This is a genomic window from Gilliamella sp. ESL0441, from assembly GCF_019469185.1.
Taxonomy (GTDB): domain Bacteria; phylum Pseudomonadota; class Gammaproteobacteria; order Enterobacterales; family Orbaceae; genus Gilliamella.
The window spans coordinates 1,952,092-1,968,343 of record NZ_CP048264.1 but is presented as its reverse complement, the minus strand read 5'-3'; the positions used below and the strand labels follow the sequence as shown (position 1 = coordinate 1,968,343).

General features: G+C 40.8%; 20 protein-coding genes and 1 riboswitch. Of the genes, 11 read left to right on the top strand and 9 right to left on the bottom strand.

Annotation, left to right across the window (positions count from 1 at the left end):
• Nucleotides 1-405: 405 nt before the first annotated feature.
• Nucleotides 406-687, top strand: coding sequence for an HNH/ENDO VII family nuclease (locus tag GYM75_RS08870; protein ID WP_220215605.1), 282 nt, complete (start codon nt 406-408; stop codon nt 685-687).
• A gap of 5 nt (nt 688-692) precedes the next feature.
• Nucleotides 693-1,154: an SMI1/KNR4 family protein gene (locus tag GYM75_RS08865; RefSeq protein WP_220215604.1), complete on the top strand. Its 462-nt coding sequence runs from the start codon at nt 693-695 to the stop codon at nt 1,152-1,154.
• Nucleotides 1,155-1,165: 11 nt separating this feature from the next.
• Here the strand turns inward: GYM75_RS08865 and GYM75_RS08860 are convergent, their stop codons facing one another.
• Both GYM75_RS08860 and GYM75_RS08855 read right to left on the bottom strand, forming a co-directional pair.
• Nucleotides 1,166-1,399, bottom strand: coding sequence for a SymE family type I addiction module toxin (locus tag GYM75_RS08860; RefSeq protein ID WP_220215603.1), 234 nt, complete (start codon nt 1,397-1,399; stop codon nt 1,166-1,168).
• Between the two features lie 94 nt (nt 1,400-1,493).
• Nucleotides 1,494-1,853, bottom strand: coding sequence for a helix-turn-helix domain-containing protein (locus GYM75_RS08855; RefSeq protein WP_370632178.1), 360 nt, complete (start codon nt 1,851-1,853; stop codon nt 1,494-1,496).
• A gap of 131 nt (nt 1,854-1,984) precedes the next feature.
• Here GYM75_RS08855 and GYM75_RS08850 point away from each other — a divergent pair, with 131 nt between their 5' ends.
• The 4 genes from GYM75_RS08850 (at nt 1,985) to GYM75_RS08835 (ending at nt 7,882) form a co-directional block, all read left to right on the top strand.
• Nucleotides 1,985-5,110 (top strand): CHC2 zinc finger domain-containing protein, encoded by a 3,126-nt coding sequence (locus GYM75_RS08850; protein ID WP_220215601.1) that lies wholly within the window; start codon nt 1,985-1,987, stop codon nt 5,108-5,110.
• Nucleotides 5,100-6,182, top strand: a complete 1,083-nt coding sequence (xerC, locus tag GYM75_RS08845; protein ID WP_220215600.1) for a site-specific tyrosine recombinase XerC — start codon at nt 5,100-5,102, stop codon at nt 6,180-6,182. The genes GYM75_RS08850 and xerC overlap by 11 nt, the downstream gene beginning before the upstream one ends.
• A gap of 946 nt (nt 6,183-7,128) precedes the next feature.
• Nucleotides 7,129-7,479, top strand: a complete 351-nt coding sequence (locus tag GYM75_RS08840) for a hypothetical protein (RefSeq protein WP_220215599.1) — start codon at nt 7,129-7,131, stop codon at nt 7,477-7,479.
• A 4-nt stretch (nt 7,480-7,483) separates the two neighbouring features.
• Entirely contained in the window at nt 7,484-7,882 is a 399-nt protein-coding gene (locus tag GYM75_RS08835; protein WP_220215598.1) for an SMI1/KNR4 family protein, read from the top strand.
• Here the strand turns inward: GYM75_RS08835 and GYM75_RS08830 are convergent.
• The gene (locus GYM75_RS08830) at nt 7,879-8,424 is read right to left on the bottom strand and encodes an RNA 2'-phosphotransferase (protein ID WP_220215597.1); all 546 of its coding nucleotides are present in this window, start codon (nt 8,422-8,424) and stop codon (nt 7,879-7,881) included. The two genes, GYM75_RS08835 and GYM75_RS08830, sit on opposite strands and share 4 nt — an antisense overlap.
• 53 nt (nt 8,425-8,477) lie before the next feature.
• On the bottom strand, nt 8,478-8,582 hold the full coding sequence (locus tag GYM75_RS12435; RefSeq protein ID WP_370632177.1) for a SymE family type I addiction module toxin: 105 nt from the start codon (nt 8,580-8,582) through the stop codon (nt 8,478-8,480).
• Nucleotides 8,583-8,601: 19 nt separating this feature from the next.
• Here GYM75_RS12435 and GYM75_RS08820 point away from each other — a divergent pair, with 19 nt between their 5' ends.
• The 4 genes from GYM75_RS08820 (at nt 8,602) to GYM75_RS08805 (ending at nt 11,088) form a co-directional block, all read left to right on the top strand.
• Nucleotides 8,602-9,408 (top strand): hypothetical protein, encoded by an 807-nt coding sequence (locus GYM75_RS08820; RefSeq protein WP_220215596.1) that lies wholly within the window; start codon nt 8,602-8,604, stop codon nt 9,406-9,408.
• Between the two features lie 8 nt (nt 9,409-9,416).
• Nucleotides 9,417-10,079, top strand: coding sequence for a hypothetical protein (locus tag GYM75_RS08815; RefSeq protein ID WP_220215595.1), 663 nt, complete (start codon nt 9,417-9,419; stop codon nt 10,077-10,079).
• A gap of 300 nt (nt 10,080-10,379) precedes the next feature.
• Nucleotides 10,380-10,670 carry a hypothetical protein gene (locus GYM75_RS08810; RefSeq protein ID WP_220215594.1) on the top strand — a complete coding sequence of 97 codons (291 nt, stop codon included), beginning with the start codon at nt 10,380-10,382 and terminating at the stop codon, nt 10,668-10,670.
• A gap of 1 nt (nt 10,671) precedes the next feature.
• On the top strand, nt 10,672-11,088 hold the full coding sequence (locus GYM75_RS08805; protein ID WP_220215593.1) for a hypothetical protein: 417 nt from the start codon (nt 10,672-10,674) through the stop codon (nt 11,086-11,088).
• Nucleotides 11,089-11,137: 49 nt separating this feature from the next.
• Here GYM75_RS08805 and GYM75_RS08800 read toward each other — a convergent pair whose 3' ends face one another.
• The gene (locus tag GYM75_RS08800; protein WP_370632176.1) at nt 11,138-11,365 is read right to left on the bottom strand and encodes a SymE family type I addiction module toxin; all 228 of its coding nucleotides are present in this window, start codon (nt 11,363-11,365) and stop codon (nt 11,138-11,140) included.
• A 150-nt stretch (nt 11,366-11,515) separates the two neighbouring features.
• Here GYM75_RS08800 and GYM75_RS08795 point away from each other — a divergent pair, with 150 nt between their 5' ends.
• Complete coding sequence (locus GYM75_RS08795; protein ID WP_220215591.1) at nt 11,516-12,307, top strand: hypothetical protein; 792 nt, start codon at nt 11,516-11,518, stop codon at nt 12,305-12,307.
• A 91-nt stretch (nt 12,308-12,398) separates the two neighbouring features.
• Here GYM75_RS08795 and thiD read toward each other — a convergent pair whose 3' ends face one another.
• From thiD to trkA, 4 genes are all read right to left on the bottom strand, one after another.
• The gene (thiD, locus tag GYM75_RS08790) at nt 12,399-13,196 is read right to left on the bottom strand and encodes a bifunctional hydroxymethylpyrimidine kinase/phosphomethylpyrimidine kinase (RefSeq protein WP_220217301.1); all 798 of its coding nucleotides are present in this window, start codon (nt 13,194-13,196) and stop codon (nt 12,399-12,401) included.
• 8 nt (nt 13,197-13,204) lie between these two features.
• Nucleotides 13,205-13,846: a thiamine phosphate synthase gene (gene thiE / locus GYM75_RS08785; protein ID WP_220215590.1), complete on the bottom strand. Its 642-nt coding sequence runs from the start codon at nt 13,844-13,846 to the stop codon at nt 13,205-13,207.
• Nucleotides 13,847-13,858: 12 nt separating this feature from the next.
• On the bottom strand, nt 13,859-14,644 hold the full coding sequence (thiM, locus tag GYM75_RS08780; RefSeq protein WP_220215589.1) for a hydroxyethylthiazole kinase: 786 nt from the start codon (nt 14,642-14,644) through the stop codon (nt 13,859-13,861).
• A gap of 45 nt (nt 14,645-14,689) precedes the next feature.
• A riboswitch (TPP riboswitch) is annotated at nt 14,690-14,790 on the bottom strand.
• 68 nt (nt 14,791-14,858) lie between these two features.
• Nucleotides 14,859-16,220, bottom strand: a complete 1,362-nt coding sequence (trkA, locus tag GYM75_RS08775) for a Trk system potassium transporter TrkA (protein WP_220215588.1) — start codon at nt 16,218-16,220, stop codon at nt 14,859-14,861.
• Nucleotides 16,221-16,252 lie beyond the last annotated feature (32 nt).

The window sequence follows — 16,252 nt, the reverse complement described above, 5'->3', positions numbered from 1 at the left end:
GCCCACACGGGCACAGCCCGCCATCATCTCACAGACAAGCTGCGAGCTGCTGTTGGGCTCCGATATAAGGGCAGCTAAAACGAGATAGACCTCTCAACGGTTTTACAAGGGTGAGCTAAGCAAAATGGCAAAACGGAGAAAAAAAGCGTGTCGGGGCAAAAAAATACGGTAGAATAGTGAGCTAAGGCAAAAGATGTTGCAAGTGGCTGATGTATATAGAGAAAAGTCAAAACAGTCGGGCGATGGATAATAGGCAACACTAATGCTGGAAAGGGGACGAATAGTGTAACACAGGCTGATGCAGCAAAATATTTTGGGCAAGAACGAAAATATTGGAGCAAAGATCCTATAGAATTTAATGGCAATAAAGTTTATCAACGTAATGATTTGTTTGATCCGAATTTGATGACAACTTGGACAGATAAAGGGAAAATAATTAAAGGAACAAATTTAGAAAGAATGGCATCTGGTCGAGCACCTATTGGTCATGATGGAAATTCGATTAATTTACACCATATGACACAAAATCAAAATGGAGCTATTGCTGAAGTTACGCAAACATTTCATCAACAAAATAAAAAAGCGATTCATGTTAATCCTAATACAATTCCTTCTGGAATTAATAGAAATGAGTTCAATAAATGGAAAACTCAATACTGGATCGAGAGAGCAAAAACATATAGGTAAAAATTATGAATGAAATAACAAAAAATGTACTAATTGAATTCATTAATAAAAATGAGAATATAGTTAATTTCGGTACTCCGGAAGATGCGGTTGATGAATCATGGATTTTAAAGGCCGAAAAATATTTAGGTTTTCCTTTAACTAATTCTTATAAATGGTTTTTACGTGAATACCGTGGTGGTGATATATGTGGAGAGGAAATATACAGCATTTACGGATTAGATTTTGAATCGGTTAATGGTGGGGATATTGTTTATCATCATATCATTGATATGAAAAATAACATTATGAAAAACACACAACTTGTTGTTAGCCAAACAGATTTTGGTGATGTGTATTATTTTGACTATACTAAATTTGATAATGGGGAATGTCCAATATACATTATGTTCCCATCTGCTGAATGTAAGATTTATGCTGCTAATTTTTATGAATTTTTATATAAAAGAATTAAAGATTATTTATAAGTTATCATTTTTTAGACTCTTAAATCAATCTCTACTACTAACTTACCCTGTTCAATATTAATGATAACAGGGCAGCCGACATAAAAACCAAATTGCTCCAGCCACCTGCCTTTAATGGTCAGTTGTGGTTTGGGGTTGGGTTTTGTGCCTTGTGGCACGTAGCCGATGGTATAAAACCGTTCGTTGGGTTGCGATGCAGGCTCTTTGCCTGTAGCTGATTTTAGCTTAGAATGTGTCTTAGCCATAGTTAACTCCAGTATAGTTAGTTGTGGTTAGCAGGTTAGCGGTGCGTCAACACTGTTAGCCTGCGCTGATTGATGTTACTGCTTGTTTTATTATCTATTCATCCTTCTTTTTGGCCAGCCTTGCTGAGTCCCAGCGCCTTGCCTGGTACTTGATAATCATTCCTTCCAGAACTTCTTTAATGATACTTTGCTCGTTTTCGGGTAGTTGGCTAATCGCCTCAAACTGTAACGAAAGTTCATTCTCAGGCACACGTTCATGTTCATCAAATAATAAAAAATCGGTGCTAACGTTCAATGTCTTAGCAATTTTAGTTAAGGCATCAACAGAAGGCATAGCCTGACCTGTCTCGTACTTCTTCCAGCTATTAGGGTGAAGTCCAATCACCTCGGCGATAGCCTGCTGTGAGAGCCCCCGCTCTTTGCGTAATGTAATTAATCGTTGTGACAGTGACATAGGTGAGTACCATAAAAGTGATTTATCCATATTGTACCCCCTAAAAAAATAACCCCTTGACTAAAGAACACATATATGTGCTAATATAATACATATAAATAGTCTTGACAAGGTTTTATAAGGAGCTTTTTATGAGCCGTCTCTCAAGTGCCGAGCTGGAGCGTTTAAAACAGTCAGTATCACTGGTGAGCTTGCTTGGGTTAGAAGGTTATAAACTGCATCGTCAGGGTAAGGACTATGTGATGTGCTGCCCGTTTCATACTGAGAAGACGCCATCGTTCTCGGTATCGGTGAGTAAAAACTGTTATCACTGCTTTGGCTGTGGCATGTCAGGCTCGGTGCTGGACTATGTGATGCAAAGCCAGCGGCTGAGTATGGGTAAGGCGATTGGTTATCTCCAGTCCGTATCCGGTCAGTTACCCTCTGTGACGCAATCCTCTTCTTTAGCCGCTCCCGCAGGTGCTCAGGCTGGCACTGTTGCTGCTTGTGAACGCAGCGTATTAACCGATATCGACGACGACGGTCAGGCCTTGTTGCATCAGGTAGTTAAGCACTATCACAACCAGTTATTATCGTCGGTTGAGGCCAAAGAGTGGTTGGTTAAGCGTGGTCTGACTGACCCGGAGTTGTTAACTCATTTTAAGCTGGGTTATGCCGGGCTACACGGCATTGCACCGGTGATGCCATCAAAAAGCAGTAAAGCCGGCAAGCAGATGCGGGAGCGACTGGAAAGCTTAGGTGTGGTGAGGTCATCAACCCATCAGGACCACTTTCGAGGTTGTTTTATGGTGCCGGTAATGGGCTTTAGTGAATCGGCTTGTGTGGCTCAGCGTGGTAAAGTGCTGCAACTTTATGGCCGCCGCACCCAGCCGGACTATAAAATCATCAAGGGCAACCCTAAACATCTGTATTTACCGTCACCGTTAGTTGGGGTCTGGAATGAATCGTGCCTGGTAGGGTCGGATACGGTTATCTTGTGTGAAGCGTTAATCGATGCGATGACAATCTGGTGTGCCGGTTATCGCAATGTGATTAGTAGCTACGGGGTTAACGGTTTTACTGATGACCATCTGGTGGCACTGCAACATCATCAGGTTAAGGTGGTGTATATCGCCTATGACCGGGATGATGCCGGCGATAATGCTGCGGAGAAACTGGCCGGTATGCTGGCAGAGCACGGCATAACGTGTTATCGGGTTATCTTCCCTAAAGGGATGGATGCAAACGACTTCCTGGTTGCCAGCGGTAACCCAAAAAAGAGTCTTGACCTGTTGCTGGAGCAGGCGCAGCCGTTGAATGCAGTTGCCTCCGTGAATGCCGGTATTAATGTGTCAGGCTCAGGTGTTGATAAGGTCAGTGAGGATATCCCTTACCAGACCCTGCCGTCCGGTGAGTTATTAGTGGTGTTTGGTAGCCGAGAATGGCGGTTAAAGGACGTAGCCAAAAACCTGTCAACCTCAAGCATGAAAATTCATGCTCAGGTGCGGGGCAGTCAAACGGGTCTGTTCCATATCGACCAGTTAGAGCTGTATCAGGCTAAAGCCAGAAGCCTGTTTATCCGGCAGGCGTGTGGTGAACTGGCCTTAGATGAATCGGTGATTAAACGTGACCTTGGGCGAATACTGCTGTTACTTGAACGGTTACAGGATAAAGCGATACAAGACAGCATTAACGGTTCCGTTAATCACGGTTGTGGTGGCGTGGTTGAGCTTGACACTGAACAGCAAGCCTCAGCCCTTGAGCTGCTGCGTTCACCTGACTTAATCAGCCGTATTGCTGATGACTTAGCATCGTGCGGAGTGGTGGGTGAGCGTAATAATCTGTTAGCGGGTTATCTGGCAGCAGTCAGTCGTAAGCTGGATAAGCCCTTGGCTGTGTTGATACAAAGTAGCTCAGCAGCCGGTAAAAGCAGTCTGATGGATGCGGTGTTAAGCCTGATACCGGAGGAGGAGCGGGTGCAATACTCCGCCATGACCGGGCAGAGCCTGTTCTACTTAGGTGAAACTAACCTACAACATAAAATCTTGGCCATCGCCGAAGAGGAAGGGGTACGTCAGGCGGCCTATGCCTTAAAGCTGTTGCAGTCGGATGGCGAGCTGACTATCGCCAGTACTGGCAAGGATGAAAAGAGCGGCAGCCTTGTCACCAAACAATATACGGTCAAAGGTCCGGTAATGCTGATGTTAACCACCACGGCTATTGATGTGGATGAAGAGCTGTTAAACCGCTGCCTGGTGCTGTCAGTCAATGAAAGCGAAGCCCAGACCAAAGCGATACATGCGCTTCAGCGACAAAGACAAACCCTTGAGGGCTTACTGGCAGAGAGTGAAAGACAGTACCTGACTGAACTGCACCAAAACGCCCAGCGACTGCTTAAGCCGCTTAAAGTGGTAAACCCTTACGCCAATGAACTGACCTTTTTAAGTGATAAAACCCGCACCCGGCGTGACCATATGAAATACTTAACCCTGATACAGAGTATTACCTTGCTGCATCAATATCAGCGGGAGATAAAACGGGTTGAGCATCGGGGAAAGCTTATCGAATATATCGAAGTGACACTGGATGATATACAGTTAGCTAACGAACTGGCACACGCTATCTTAGGCCGCACGCTCGATGAAATGCCGCCGCAGACAAGAAAGCTGCTTAACCTGCTAAAAGACTGGGTGAAGGCTGAAAGTGAACGTCAGTGTATCAAGCCTTATGAATACCATTTTAGCCGCCGTGAAGTCAGGGCGTACACTCACTGGGGCGATACGCAATTAAAAATCCATCTTGGAAGACTGGTTGAAATGGAGTACCTGAGCCTGTACCGTAAAGGCTTAAGTTACGAGTACAGTCTGTTGTATGATGGTGAAGATAACGGCGACAATCAACAACGTCATCTGTGCGGGTTGTTAGCGGTTGAACAGCTTAAGCAACCGAGGCAAACCGATGATAAAGCACCGTCAGATAAAACAGATAATAAGGTCAATGACAACAAGATAACCCCGGTGGATGATGCAGGCAAAACGAAACGGTCGGGGCAAACTAAAAAGCGGTCGGTGACTGGTCGGGGCAAGGTCGGCGGTCAGTCGGTTAATGACAATACCGCACAAAGCCAGTCTGTATCTGACGTAGATGATAAAGCGGTCGGTGAGGATAACAACGCAACAATCAGAACAAAATCTAAAAAGCGTAAAACCTCACCGCCCGCAGCTACACAAGGCAACCTTAAAGACAGTCATCAACAGGCGGTCAATCATGGCCAATGAAACCCGCAGCCAGCCCAAGCCGCCGATAGGTCGTTATGCACACGAACGTCGCAGCCTGTACAGCCAAATGTTAGCCTTCCTTGAATCGATGCTTATCCGCAACTACTCACCGAAAACCACGGAGAAATGGCAAGAGATGTTGCGAGCGTTCTTAGTGTGGTGTGAGGAAAGAGGCTTAAGCTACCCGAATGAAATTACCTTATCAACGCTTGAAAGCTACCGGCGGCATCTGTTCTATCACCGTAAAACGGATGGTAAGCCGTTAAGTGCCCGAACGCAGCGCAGCTATTTAGTGCCGATAAAGGCGTGGTTCAAATGGTTGACAAAATCGCACATCATCTTATCCAATCCGGCCAGTGAGCTTGAGCTGCCGAAAAAAGAGTATCGGCTACCTAAAGCGATACTGACAGAAAGCGAAGTTGAAGCCATTATGAATATACCGGATACCAGCGACTTGTTCGGGCTAAGAGACCGCGCCATCCTTGAGGTGTTGTACAGCACAGGCATACGGCGCAGCGAGCTGATTAGCTTAAACAAATACAGCATCGACAGCGAACGCGGCATAATCACAATAAGGCAAGGCAAAGGCCATAAAGACCGAATAATCCCGATAGGCGAACGAGCAATCTACTGGGTTGAGCAATATCAGAATAAAACCCGGCCGCTACTGGAAAGTTACAGTAAGGCAGAAGAAGAGAGTGACGTCCTGTTCCTGACTAAAGAGGGTGAAACGTTCAGCCCTAACCGCCTGAGCCACTTAGTTAGGACGTTGATAGAGAAAGCGAACATCGGTAAAAACGGCTCCTGTCATCTGCTGCGGCACACCATGGCAACCTTAATGTTAGAGAACGGTGCAGACTTAAGATGGATACAGGCGATGCTGGGACATGCCAGCCCGGAAACCACGCAAATATACACCCAAGTCTCCATCAGAGCCTTAAAAGATATCCATAGTGCCACCCATCCGGCGGCCAGTATGCAGCGGAAAAACATCAGCAGTAAAGCAACGAAAAACACCGGCCGGACAGCCAAAGGCAGGCGGACAAAGGCCACGCAGCTGCCGGACAGTTAGCTGCTTCTGTGAGCCTGCTGAGTACAGTGGACGCAACAGCCGGGCGTCCTGCCCGCCTCTTGCTTAGCCAGCTTCAGTGTGTGCGGGGGTAAATGGTCAACCGGCAAAAAGTCACCGCACAACCTACCCGCCTGGGGTGTTGCCGCTTGCCCATTCAACATAATGTGGGGGGATTATACGCACGGCGCCAAATGGCACGACAACACAGCCTAAACCTAAGTGAGTGGCTTAATGCGTATAATCCACATTATGTCTTACGCCCCCGCAATGGGCTTTTTAGTGCCGAGAGGGGCACAAGTTCGCCTGTCAGCCAGCTGTCAGTCAAACTTATGCGGTTAACAAAGGCAATCCACATCAGTGACGAACTCGCCGGCGTCCTGCCGGCTCAAACAAAGAGCAATAATGCCACAAGGCTGCGCCTTGTCTGGTTTACACCCCGCCCATCCCCAAGTAAGCCAACGCTGCGCTCGGCTCGCAGTCGCAATCGCTCCTTGCTCCTTGCCGTGCTCGCTATCTTACTTGCCCGTCCGCCCCGCAAGCGGGGCTCCCCACTAAATCTTTATTACGTGGGCTCTATGCCGCCCACACGGGCACAGCCCGCCATCATCTCACAGACAAGCTGCGAGCTGCTGTTGGGCTCCGATATAAGGGCAGCTAAAACGAGATAGACCTCTCAACGGTTTTACAAGGGTGAGCTAAGCAAAATGGCAAAACGGAGAAAAAAAGCGTGTCGGGGCAAAAAAATACGGTAGAATAGTGAGCTAAGGCAAAAGATGTTGCAAGTGGCTGATGTATATAGAGAAAAGTCAAAACAGTCGGGCGATGGATAATAGGCAACACTAATGCTGGAAAGGGGACTGTCAATAATATATCTAATCTAAATCCTAATGAAATTAGATTTTCACAGAATACCGTTTCTTATAATAAAATAGAACGAGGGACTGATATGAAATATACTTATGACGATCTTGTTACAAACATGAAAACTAATGGTTGGAAAGGAGATCCAGTTGATGTAATTAAAATGCCTGACGGCAAATTTACAAGTATGGATAACACAAGAATAGCAGCAGCTAGAGAAGCTGGTATAAATATTAAAGCTAATGTTAGAAATTTTAATGATAAGCTTTCACCATCTGAAGTAAATAGATTTTCTGATCCTAAAAAAGGATTTATACCTACAACTTGGGGAGAAGCAATAACAGGAAGGATTAATAAACAGTCAGGTGGATTTAGTAAAAATAATCCATTTGGTTCAAATACACCCCCTCGCATTAGTGGTAAAACTAAGGAGTAAAAATATGGCTCATTACTTATATTCGAAAGAAGAATTACCTGAAGGGTTTAAATATCCTTTATCTTTTTTAAAAATTTGTTCTAAACAAGACGTTCTTGATTTGGAGCCATGGTGGTTTTTATATGAATTTGAAAATTTTGCTAAACAATGGTTATTTGAATTAAAAAAACAATATCCAACTAGAAAATTAATACCATTTGCCAAGGCTTCTAATACTGATGATATTGTTTGTTTTGATGGCTCAGATAAATCAGGAAATCCTAAAGTATACTTTGTTCATGCTTTTGCTTCTTCCGGATGGGAGAACAGAGGTAGTGTTTGTGATTTTGATGAATGGTTAAAACAAGCCAAAGAAGAATCAGCCCAATATAAAGCAGAACAGGCTGAGTTAGAGAAGATTTAATCAAATATTAAAAAAGTATTAGGGACTGTATTAGTCAACCAGACCCCGTTATCAGCCAAATAAAATTTAAAACCTTGTTGATACATCTGCAAGGTTTTTACTTTTAATACTACCGGTTTCCCATGTCTTTCTCCGACTTTATTAGCCGTCTTCTCATCACCAGATAAATGAACATAATGACGACTTCCAGCAACTAATCCTTGCTTTTTAATGGAATCAATAAATCGGGTTGCAGTGCCATGATATAAAAATTCTGGAGGCATTCGTTCAGAATAGCTAATGTTTACTTGTTGAGTTGAATGTCCTTGAGCTGCACGTATTTTTAAACCTTCATCAGAAATCGTAAAACGTTTTTTATCATTTGTTTTAACAACTAGCTCAATCAACTCTCTAGTAAGATGTTCTCCATGTTGATTAGATTGCATGATTAGGTTATCAATATTAACCCAACCATTGGAATCTAATGTGATTCCAATAGCTTCTGGTTGATGTCTCAAAATATAGCTTAAAAATTTACTTATTTTATCTAGTTGTTTGCTCATATTTATTTCCTGAATAATTCCCACATAGTAGTGGGAAAATCTACCATTTATTTTTAAATTTGCAAATCAATCTTTATCATCAACTTGCTTTCTTCAATCTTAATGATAACAGTGCAGCCAACATAAAAGCCGAATTGCTCCAGCCACCTGCCTTTAATTGTCAGTTAAGGAAAAGGAATGCCTAACGGTAGCGATTATGCTGAATTATGGATGCGAGCACCAGAACAAATTGGACAATATTTACCCGGACCAATCGGCACAGCAATGACAATTTTAGCTGCAACTGATATCGCTATAACAGATACAGATAAAACTAATCTAGTACAGTTATTAAATGAAGCAAGCAAAGATTATTTATCTGATTCAAGTAATGCAGAATCAATGACAGCGCTTAATAAGATGATAGATCGATTAGGTACAGGTAGTACAAATACGCATCTTCAAAGTATAATCAAAGGTAATGTAGAATCCAATGTTGCAAAAACCCAAAAAGGTAATGAATCAAGTAATTTTGGTGACCATGTAAAAAAAGAACAAGAAATTAATGCTGGAAAGGGGACTGGAGGATATTTAAACAAACCCGAACAAGGAGGAACATTAAATATCGGTGCAGGAAATAAACCGATTGAAGGCGCTTATAATATATCTCATCCTGATTATCCTATGGGAAAAAATGTTTATCCTGGCAATGCTAATGATTTGTCAAATATTGCAACAGGTTCTCAAAATAAAGTAATTATAGATAATCCATATGGCTATAAACCAATAAATAATGAAGTTATGAGAGTATTAAATAAAGATGGTGTATTAATAATTCGTGGCGGTGGGGGAAATAAATATATTAGAAATATAGAAAAAATAGCAGCAGACAATGGGTTAAAATTAGTTGAGAAAAAAACGATTTCAAGTAAGGGGTATACACAATCAGATGGAAGCCCTATCAAGAACCCAACTATTAATGAATATATCTTTAAGAAAAAATAGGCTACGTAATGAAATATAATATAGATTGTACAGATAGTTATGAGTATTTAATTGATTTTGATAATTTAAGTGGAATAAGAAATTATTCGTCTTTACCTGAAATTGATCAGGAAACCTCAACTTGCCAAGTACATTTAGAAAATTTATCTGTAAATATGTACGATAAAGTATGGCGAGATCAGATACTTTCAATCAATATTAAAAGTAAGATTAATATTGATGAAGACTTAATCATTTTAGCCAAAAAAGCTAAGCTTATTATAGAAAATATATGTTGTTATGATCTTATGGTTATCCATAATAAGAATAATTATTATTATTCGTCTGGATTACAATTTAATACTAAAGATCGTCTTATATCATTAGGTGGCTATGATATAGAACACTTGGATTCTAATATTTATAGTCGGGTTATTTTTAAAGGTAAAGTTTTTCTAGAATTAGAAGAGGAAAATATCATTCCCTTAATGAGAGGATGTGATGATCAAATTGGTTATCAAGGTATACAAAAAATAAATAACGAAAAAGAAACAGAAGTCATGAAAAAGAATAAATCAATGGATTTAAAACGTTTTAATTCTATAAGATCATCAATATGGGAATTTGACTTTTTCATGAATTATTTTGTTAGTCAAGATGGTTATCATGAAGCAATTAAAAGTTATACGTAGACTTTATATAAAAATTTATGTGACAAATCAAGCTAAAGTATATTAGCTGGAAAGGGTACGGGTGCTAACAAACCATTAGATAAAACAGCCTTAGAAACGCAACACGGCAAAGGAAATGTCGAGCAAGGCGGTGGACATTATAAAGAGACTAAGGATAAAATACTAGATAATCAGGCTACCAATCAGAAAGCCAACGAAAGTAGCAAATTTGGTGAGCATGTAAAAAAAGAAAAAGAGATTAATGCTGGAAAGGGGACGAATAGTGCTCAAGGACTTGTCGGTAAGGATTTTGAAAATTATTTGAATCAAACTTTAGGTGGTAAAGGTAGCTTTACATTTAAAGGACGAGAGTTTGATGGCGCTTATGGTCCAAATAATTCAATCTGGTATGAGGCTAAATCAGGACGCTATTGGCAAGACCATGCTCAGGCAGGTAGTAAAGGATTTGAGAAATTCAAATCCGATGTGGGATCTCATGCGAGTATTGCCAAGCAAAACGGTACTTCTTTTGAAGTACATTCTAACACACCTATCCCTCAGCATGTTAAAGATTGGTTAACATCGAAAAACATACCGTTTAAGGAATATTAATATGGGAATGCAAGTCAGCATAGATATAAATTTTGCACAAGAATATTCTCCTAAAGAGATATTAAAGTGCCTAATAAATAATGGCTGGAATATTTATTATCAAAATATAGTTACTTATCTATCGTCAAATGATATTGATGATTATGACTGGCTGAATATGGACATGAACCTGTTCAATTTAGATGAGTTTATAAACTCTCATAATATTATGAATAAAATTGGTATAGTGATGGTTTATGATAATGAATCAGGAGGTAATTTATTAATTTACCCTAATTATTTATCTATGTCATTGTCAATAAATCGTCAGTATTTATCTGGGAAAGATATTCCAGATTTTAATTGGTATCTAGATAGAATGAGTGGTTTTTTAAGAAATATAAAACTATCTAGCATACAGTGTGAAACCATCTACTAATGAATAACCCCCGCCTAACCAGTAGGGGATCTTTTATTATTTTTTAGAACTATATAGCAAGTTCAATAATTAACTTGCCCTGCTCGATCTTAATGATAACAGGGCAGCCCACATAAAAACCAAATTGCTCCAGCCATCTGCCCTTAATGGTCAGTTCTGGTCTGCGGTTGGGTTTTGTGCCTTGTGGCACGTAACCCACGGTATAGAATCGCTCATTGGGTTGTAGTGCCGGTGTTTTGTCTGTGGTTGATTTTAGTTTAGAATGTGTTTTAACCATAATAACTAGCGTCATTAGTTGTTGTGGTTAGCAGTTCGTCGTTAATCTATGCCGTTATTCATTATATTTTCTTAAACCTTCCTTCCAAACTTAAGTTAATTCTAAGCTTTTCATTTATCTAATATCCACTAAACAAAAGTAAGACAAGTCTTGATCAGTATCGTTACCGGGGGCATGGCACCGACAACGGCTTATCAAAACAGTGATAGTGACTCAAGCACGACGAAATTGGCGGTTGAAAAAGGCGAGTTAATCATCCGCAATAAAGAGCAGCAAAAACAGGATATCAATGAATTAAGTCGGGATACGGAGAGTGCGAATAATCCGCTGAAACAGATATTTGATAAGCAAAAAGAGTTAGACAAAATAGAAACGGTCGAGCTTATCAAAGACATAGCACAGCAAGCAAAAAGTGTAATGAATAAGTATGACCGAATTCAGGCGCAAAATGAAGTAGATAAAAATAAAGATGCGTTATCAAAGCTGGAAGCGGAAAAGGCCTATAATAAGCTGAGCGATGCAGAAAAAGCCAAATATAAAACTGTTGAGGATTATTATAATCAGAATAAAGACTACTTCTATTACGTTGCTGTTGATGAGCAGTTAAAAACGAATAGAGAAAATAATAAAAACCTGGGCGGAATGGGGAGTGATGTTAGCAAAGGGATAGACAGTGCGATATCAATAGTGACCGGCATTATCACCGGTGACATCACAGGCGGACTAGCCGGTGCCAGTGCGCCTTGGGTAGCGGAGCAAATCAAAAAGCATACCGGTCATAAGGAAGAAAACGGAAACTGGAAGACCGATGATGTAGCCGGTAATCTTATTGCCCATGCGATTTTGGGTGCGGTGGTCGCTGAACTACAAGGCAACTCAGGACTTGCCGGTGGTGCCGGTGCCGTAACCGGTGATCTGGCTGCGGATATCATCCGTAAGTAGCTCTATGGAAAAGAAGTTAAGAACTTAACCGAAGCTGAAAAAATAAAATACCTGTGCTCTAGTGCAACAATACTTTAATGGTAATATCTGATCACCACCAACGATAAAAGTGGTGTGTTGGCCCAATTCCTTTACCAATGTTTAAATCATCAGCATGACGAATGGCGCCATGAAGATATTCTTTCGCATGTTTAACAGCGTGTTCTAAGCTGTTTTTAGGCAGTAGAGCTGAAATAGCTGCTGATAATGTACAACCTGTACCGTGCGTATTTTTCGTTTGAATTCTTTGCGATGTCATTCTGATTGTTTGGTCTGAGGTGATTAAATAATCGGGACTTTCTTGACTGGCTAAGTGCCCGCCCTTCATTAAAACTGCTTTACAACCTAGTTTAAGTAAATCTTGTCCTTGTTTTAGCATCTCATCTTCATTTTTCGCTTCATCACAATCTAAAAGCGCTGCGGCTTCGGGTAAGTTAGGTGTAATAATTGTTGCCAGTGGCAATAATTGTTCTCGAATGGCGGTGATGGCATCGGGTTTTAAAAGTGCATGTCCCCCTTTAGCGATCATAACGGTATCAAGTACAATCGATGGTATAGGATGATTTTTTAATAACTGATAGACAGTTGTGACAATTTCTTTATTCATTAGCATACCAATTTTCACACTATCAATGTGAATATCTTGATATAAGGTGTTAAATTCTGCTTCGATAAATTCGGGTGGAATTCCAAATACCGCATCAACACCTTGGGTGCTTTGCGCTGTTAATGCGGTAATGACAGACATGCCATACGCACCGAGTGCCGAAAACGTTTTGAGATCGGCTTGGATGCCAGCTCCCCCACTGGGATCTGAACCAGCAATAGTTAGGGCTGTAATTGTCATGATGTTGCTTCCTATCTAGCTTGATGTATTTTATTGATTAGTAAGGTGGTTGCTTGTTCAATATTGGATTGACCACAAATAGCCGATACGACTGCAACGCCTTCAATTCCTGTTTGTATTATTTCTGTAACTTTTGTTACGTCGATACCACCAATGGCAACAGCAGGGCAATGTTTGGTTTTGACTAATTGAGTTAACCTCTCTACACCTATTGCCGGTGATGCATCTTTTTTGGTTGAAGTCGGATAGATAGGACCAATTCCAATATAATCGACGTTTTGCCAAGGAACGGTTTCAAGTTGTTGCTGATTCGAAACAGATAGCCCTAACCATTTATTTTTACCGATCAATCGTCGAGCCACATCAATGGGTAAATCATTTTGACCAACGTGCACACCATCTGCATCGACAGCTAAAGCAATATCAACATGATCATTAATCAATAGGGGTACTGATGTTTGACTGAGCACTTCTTTTAAGGCTAAAGCAGCTTTATACCAATCTTTGCCTGTCAATTCTTGTTCTGATCGTAATTGTACGGCGGTTACACCGTTGGCAACGGCTTTTTTGGTGGTGTCGACCATGCCACTGATTCCCCCACATAGTGTCGGATCGAGCACTAAATAGAGAGTAAGATCCAACTCTTTCTGCATGCTACGTCCCTATTAGTATGATGAATAAAATAGTGATAATTGATCTAATAACGATACGGCAAAACTGCCTAATCCAAGCTGTTTATTTGCCTTTTCTCCAGCTTTTTTCATCATATAGCAAGCGGCTGCTGTGGCTAAAAGTGGATCGGTTGAATTTACAATAAACGCTGCAACCATAGCAGATAAGGAACAGCCTGTTCCGGTAATTTTGGTTAAAGCAATATCACCGCCTGCTATAGCGTAAGTCGTATGACCATCAGTAATATAATCAATGTCACCAGTCATTGCGATGATAGTCTGGTAATCTTGTGCCAATTGTTTTGCATATTGTAAAGCGGATTTTGTCGAGTCTTGACTGTCCGGGCCTTTTGATGATGCAAGTTGACCGCTAAGCGCTAAGATTTCCGAAGCATTGCCACGAATAACGGTGGGTTTAAATGATAATAATTGATGCGCAATTTCGGTACGATAAGCAAGTGCCGAACCAACGGCAACAGGATCAAGTACCCATGGGGTTTGGCTTTGTTGAGCTTGGCTTGCTGCAAGTAGCATACTTTTGGCGGTATTGGGATTAATTGTACCGATGTTAATCAGTAAACTATTAGCAATTTTAACAAATTCAGCCACTTCTTGTTCAGCAATAATCATTGCTGGTGAAGCACCAATAGCAAGTAGAACATTAGCAGTAAAATTTTGTACGACATCATTTGTTATACAATGAACTAATGGTCGTTGCGTTTTGACAAGATTAATAAAAGGTGTAACTTGAGTGATTTGAAGCGATGTGGTTACTGACATGTTCATTCCTTATTTGATTTATCGGGAAGAATTTGCCTATTGTAAAGTTGAATGGCTAGACTTCCCTACGCTGGTGTTATCCAGATCAGGTTCAACGGGTAAACTCTCAGTTTTTTAATGAATAAAAAACACCCCGAGTCAAAATTATGCTTATATTATGAACTGCCTATTGGCTTTTAACAAGTTTGTATAATAGAAAATTTTGATTTAAATGTTATTGTAACAATTTTTCGATATCGGTAATCGCTCTTCTATCCGGCAAGAAAATAATTAGGTGATCATTCTCTTCAATCGTTAAATCCGTGTTGATAATAATAACATCTTCATCACGTACAACTGCGCCGATTGTTGCCCCAGACGGTAGCTTTAATCCATTGATGTTTTTTCCGACCAGTTTTGAATTTTCTTTATCGCCATGCGCAACGATTTCCACAATTTCAGATTCGCCTTGTCGTAGTGATACAACTTTGACGATGCCTGTTTGTCTGACATGACTTAAAAGTTCAGAAATAGTGGCGTGTTGAGGTGAAATAGCAATATCAATCACACTATCATTAATGAGTTCTAAGTAAGCTTGTTTTTGGATTAAAACGATGACTTTTTTAGCGCCCATTCTTTTTGCTAGCATCGATGACATAATATTTGACTCATCATCACCCGTTACCGCAATAAAAAGATCGGTAAGTTCAATCTGTTCTTGGGATAGCAATTCTTGGTCTGATGATTCGCCATGTAATACCGTGGTATTAAGTAACTGTTCAGCAATGAGTTCTGCCCGTTCGGCATTGCGTTCAATTAGTTTGACTTGATAATCATTTTCTAAACGCTTAGCCAGTGCAAGCGCAATGCCGCCACCACCACTAATGATAATTCGTTTATAAGGTTTTTCTAAACGTTGTAGCTCACTGGTCACGGCTTTGATATTGGTTGGCGGAGTAATAAAATAAACCATATCGCCAGCTTCAATCAAGGTAGAACCTAGAGGACGAATAAAGCGATTTTTACGGTAGATAGCAACGACTCTGGCTTCAACATGCGGAAGATGTTCTTTAAGCTCTGATAGCTCACTGCCAACTAGCGCGCCACCATAATACGCCATAACAGCGACTAGACATACACGGGTATCGTTGAATGAGGCAAATTGTAATGCGCCTGGATATTGAACTAAGTGACTGATGTGGTTAGTAATAAGGTTTTCTGGTGCAATGATATGGTCGATATTGATGCACTCTTTGTTGAAAAAAGGGTATCTTTCATCATTGTATTCCGGTGCACGGATACGCGCCACTTTTTGCGGAATATTAAACATGACATGCCCAATTTGACACGCCATCATGTTGATTTCGTCAGAATTGGTAACAGCAACAAGCATATCAGCAGATTCAGCACCGGCACTTTCAAGAACTTGTGGATAAGATGATTTTCCACAAATGACTTGTAAATCAAAGCGTTCTTGCAAAGATTGCAATTTATCATGATCTTCATCGACAACAGTGACATCGTTCTGTTTTTCAGTAACAAGATATTCTGCAAGCGCACTGCCTGTTTGTCCTGCCCCAAGAATGATAATCTTCATAACTAACCTATTTTAATTAAATGGCTCTTATA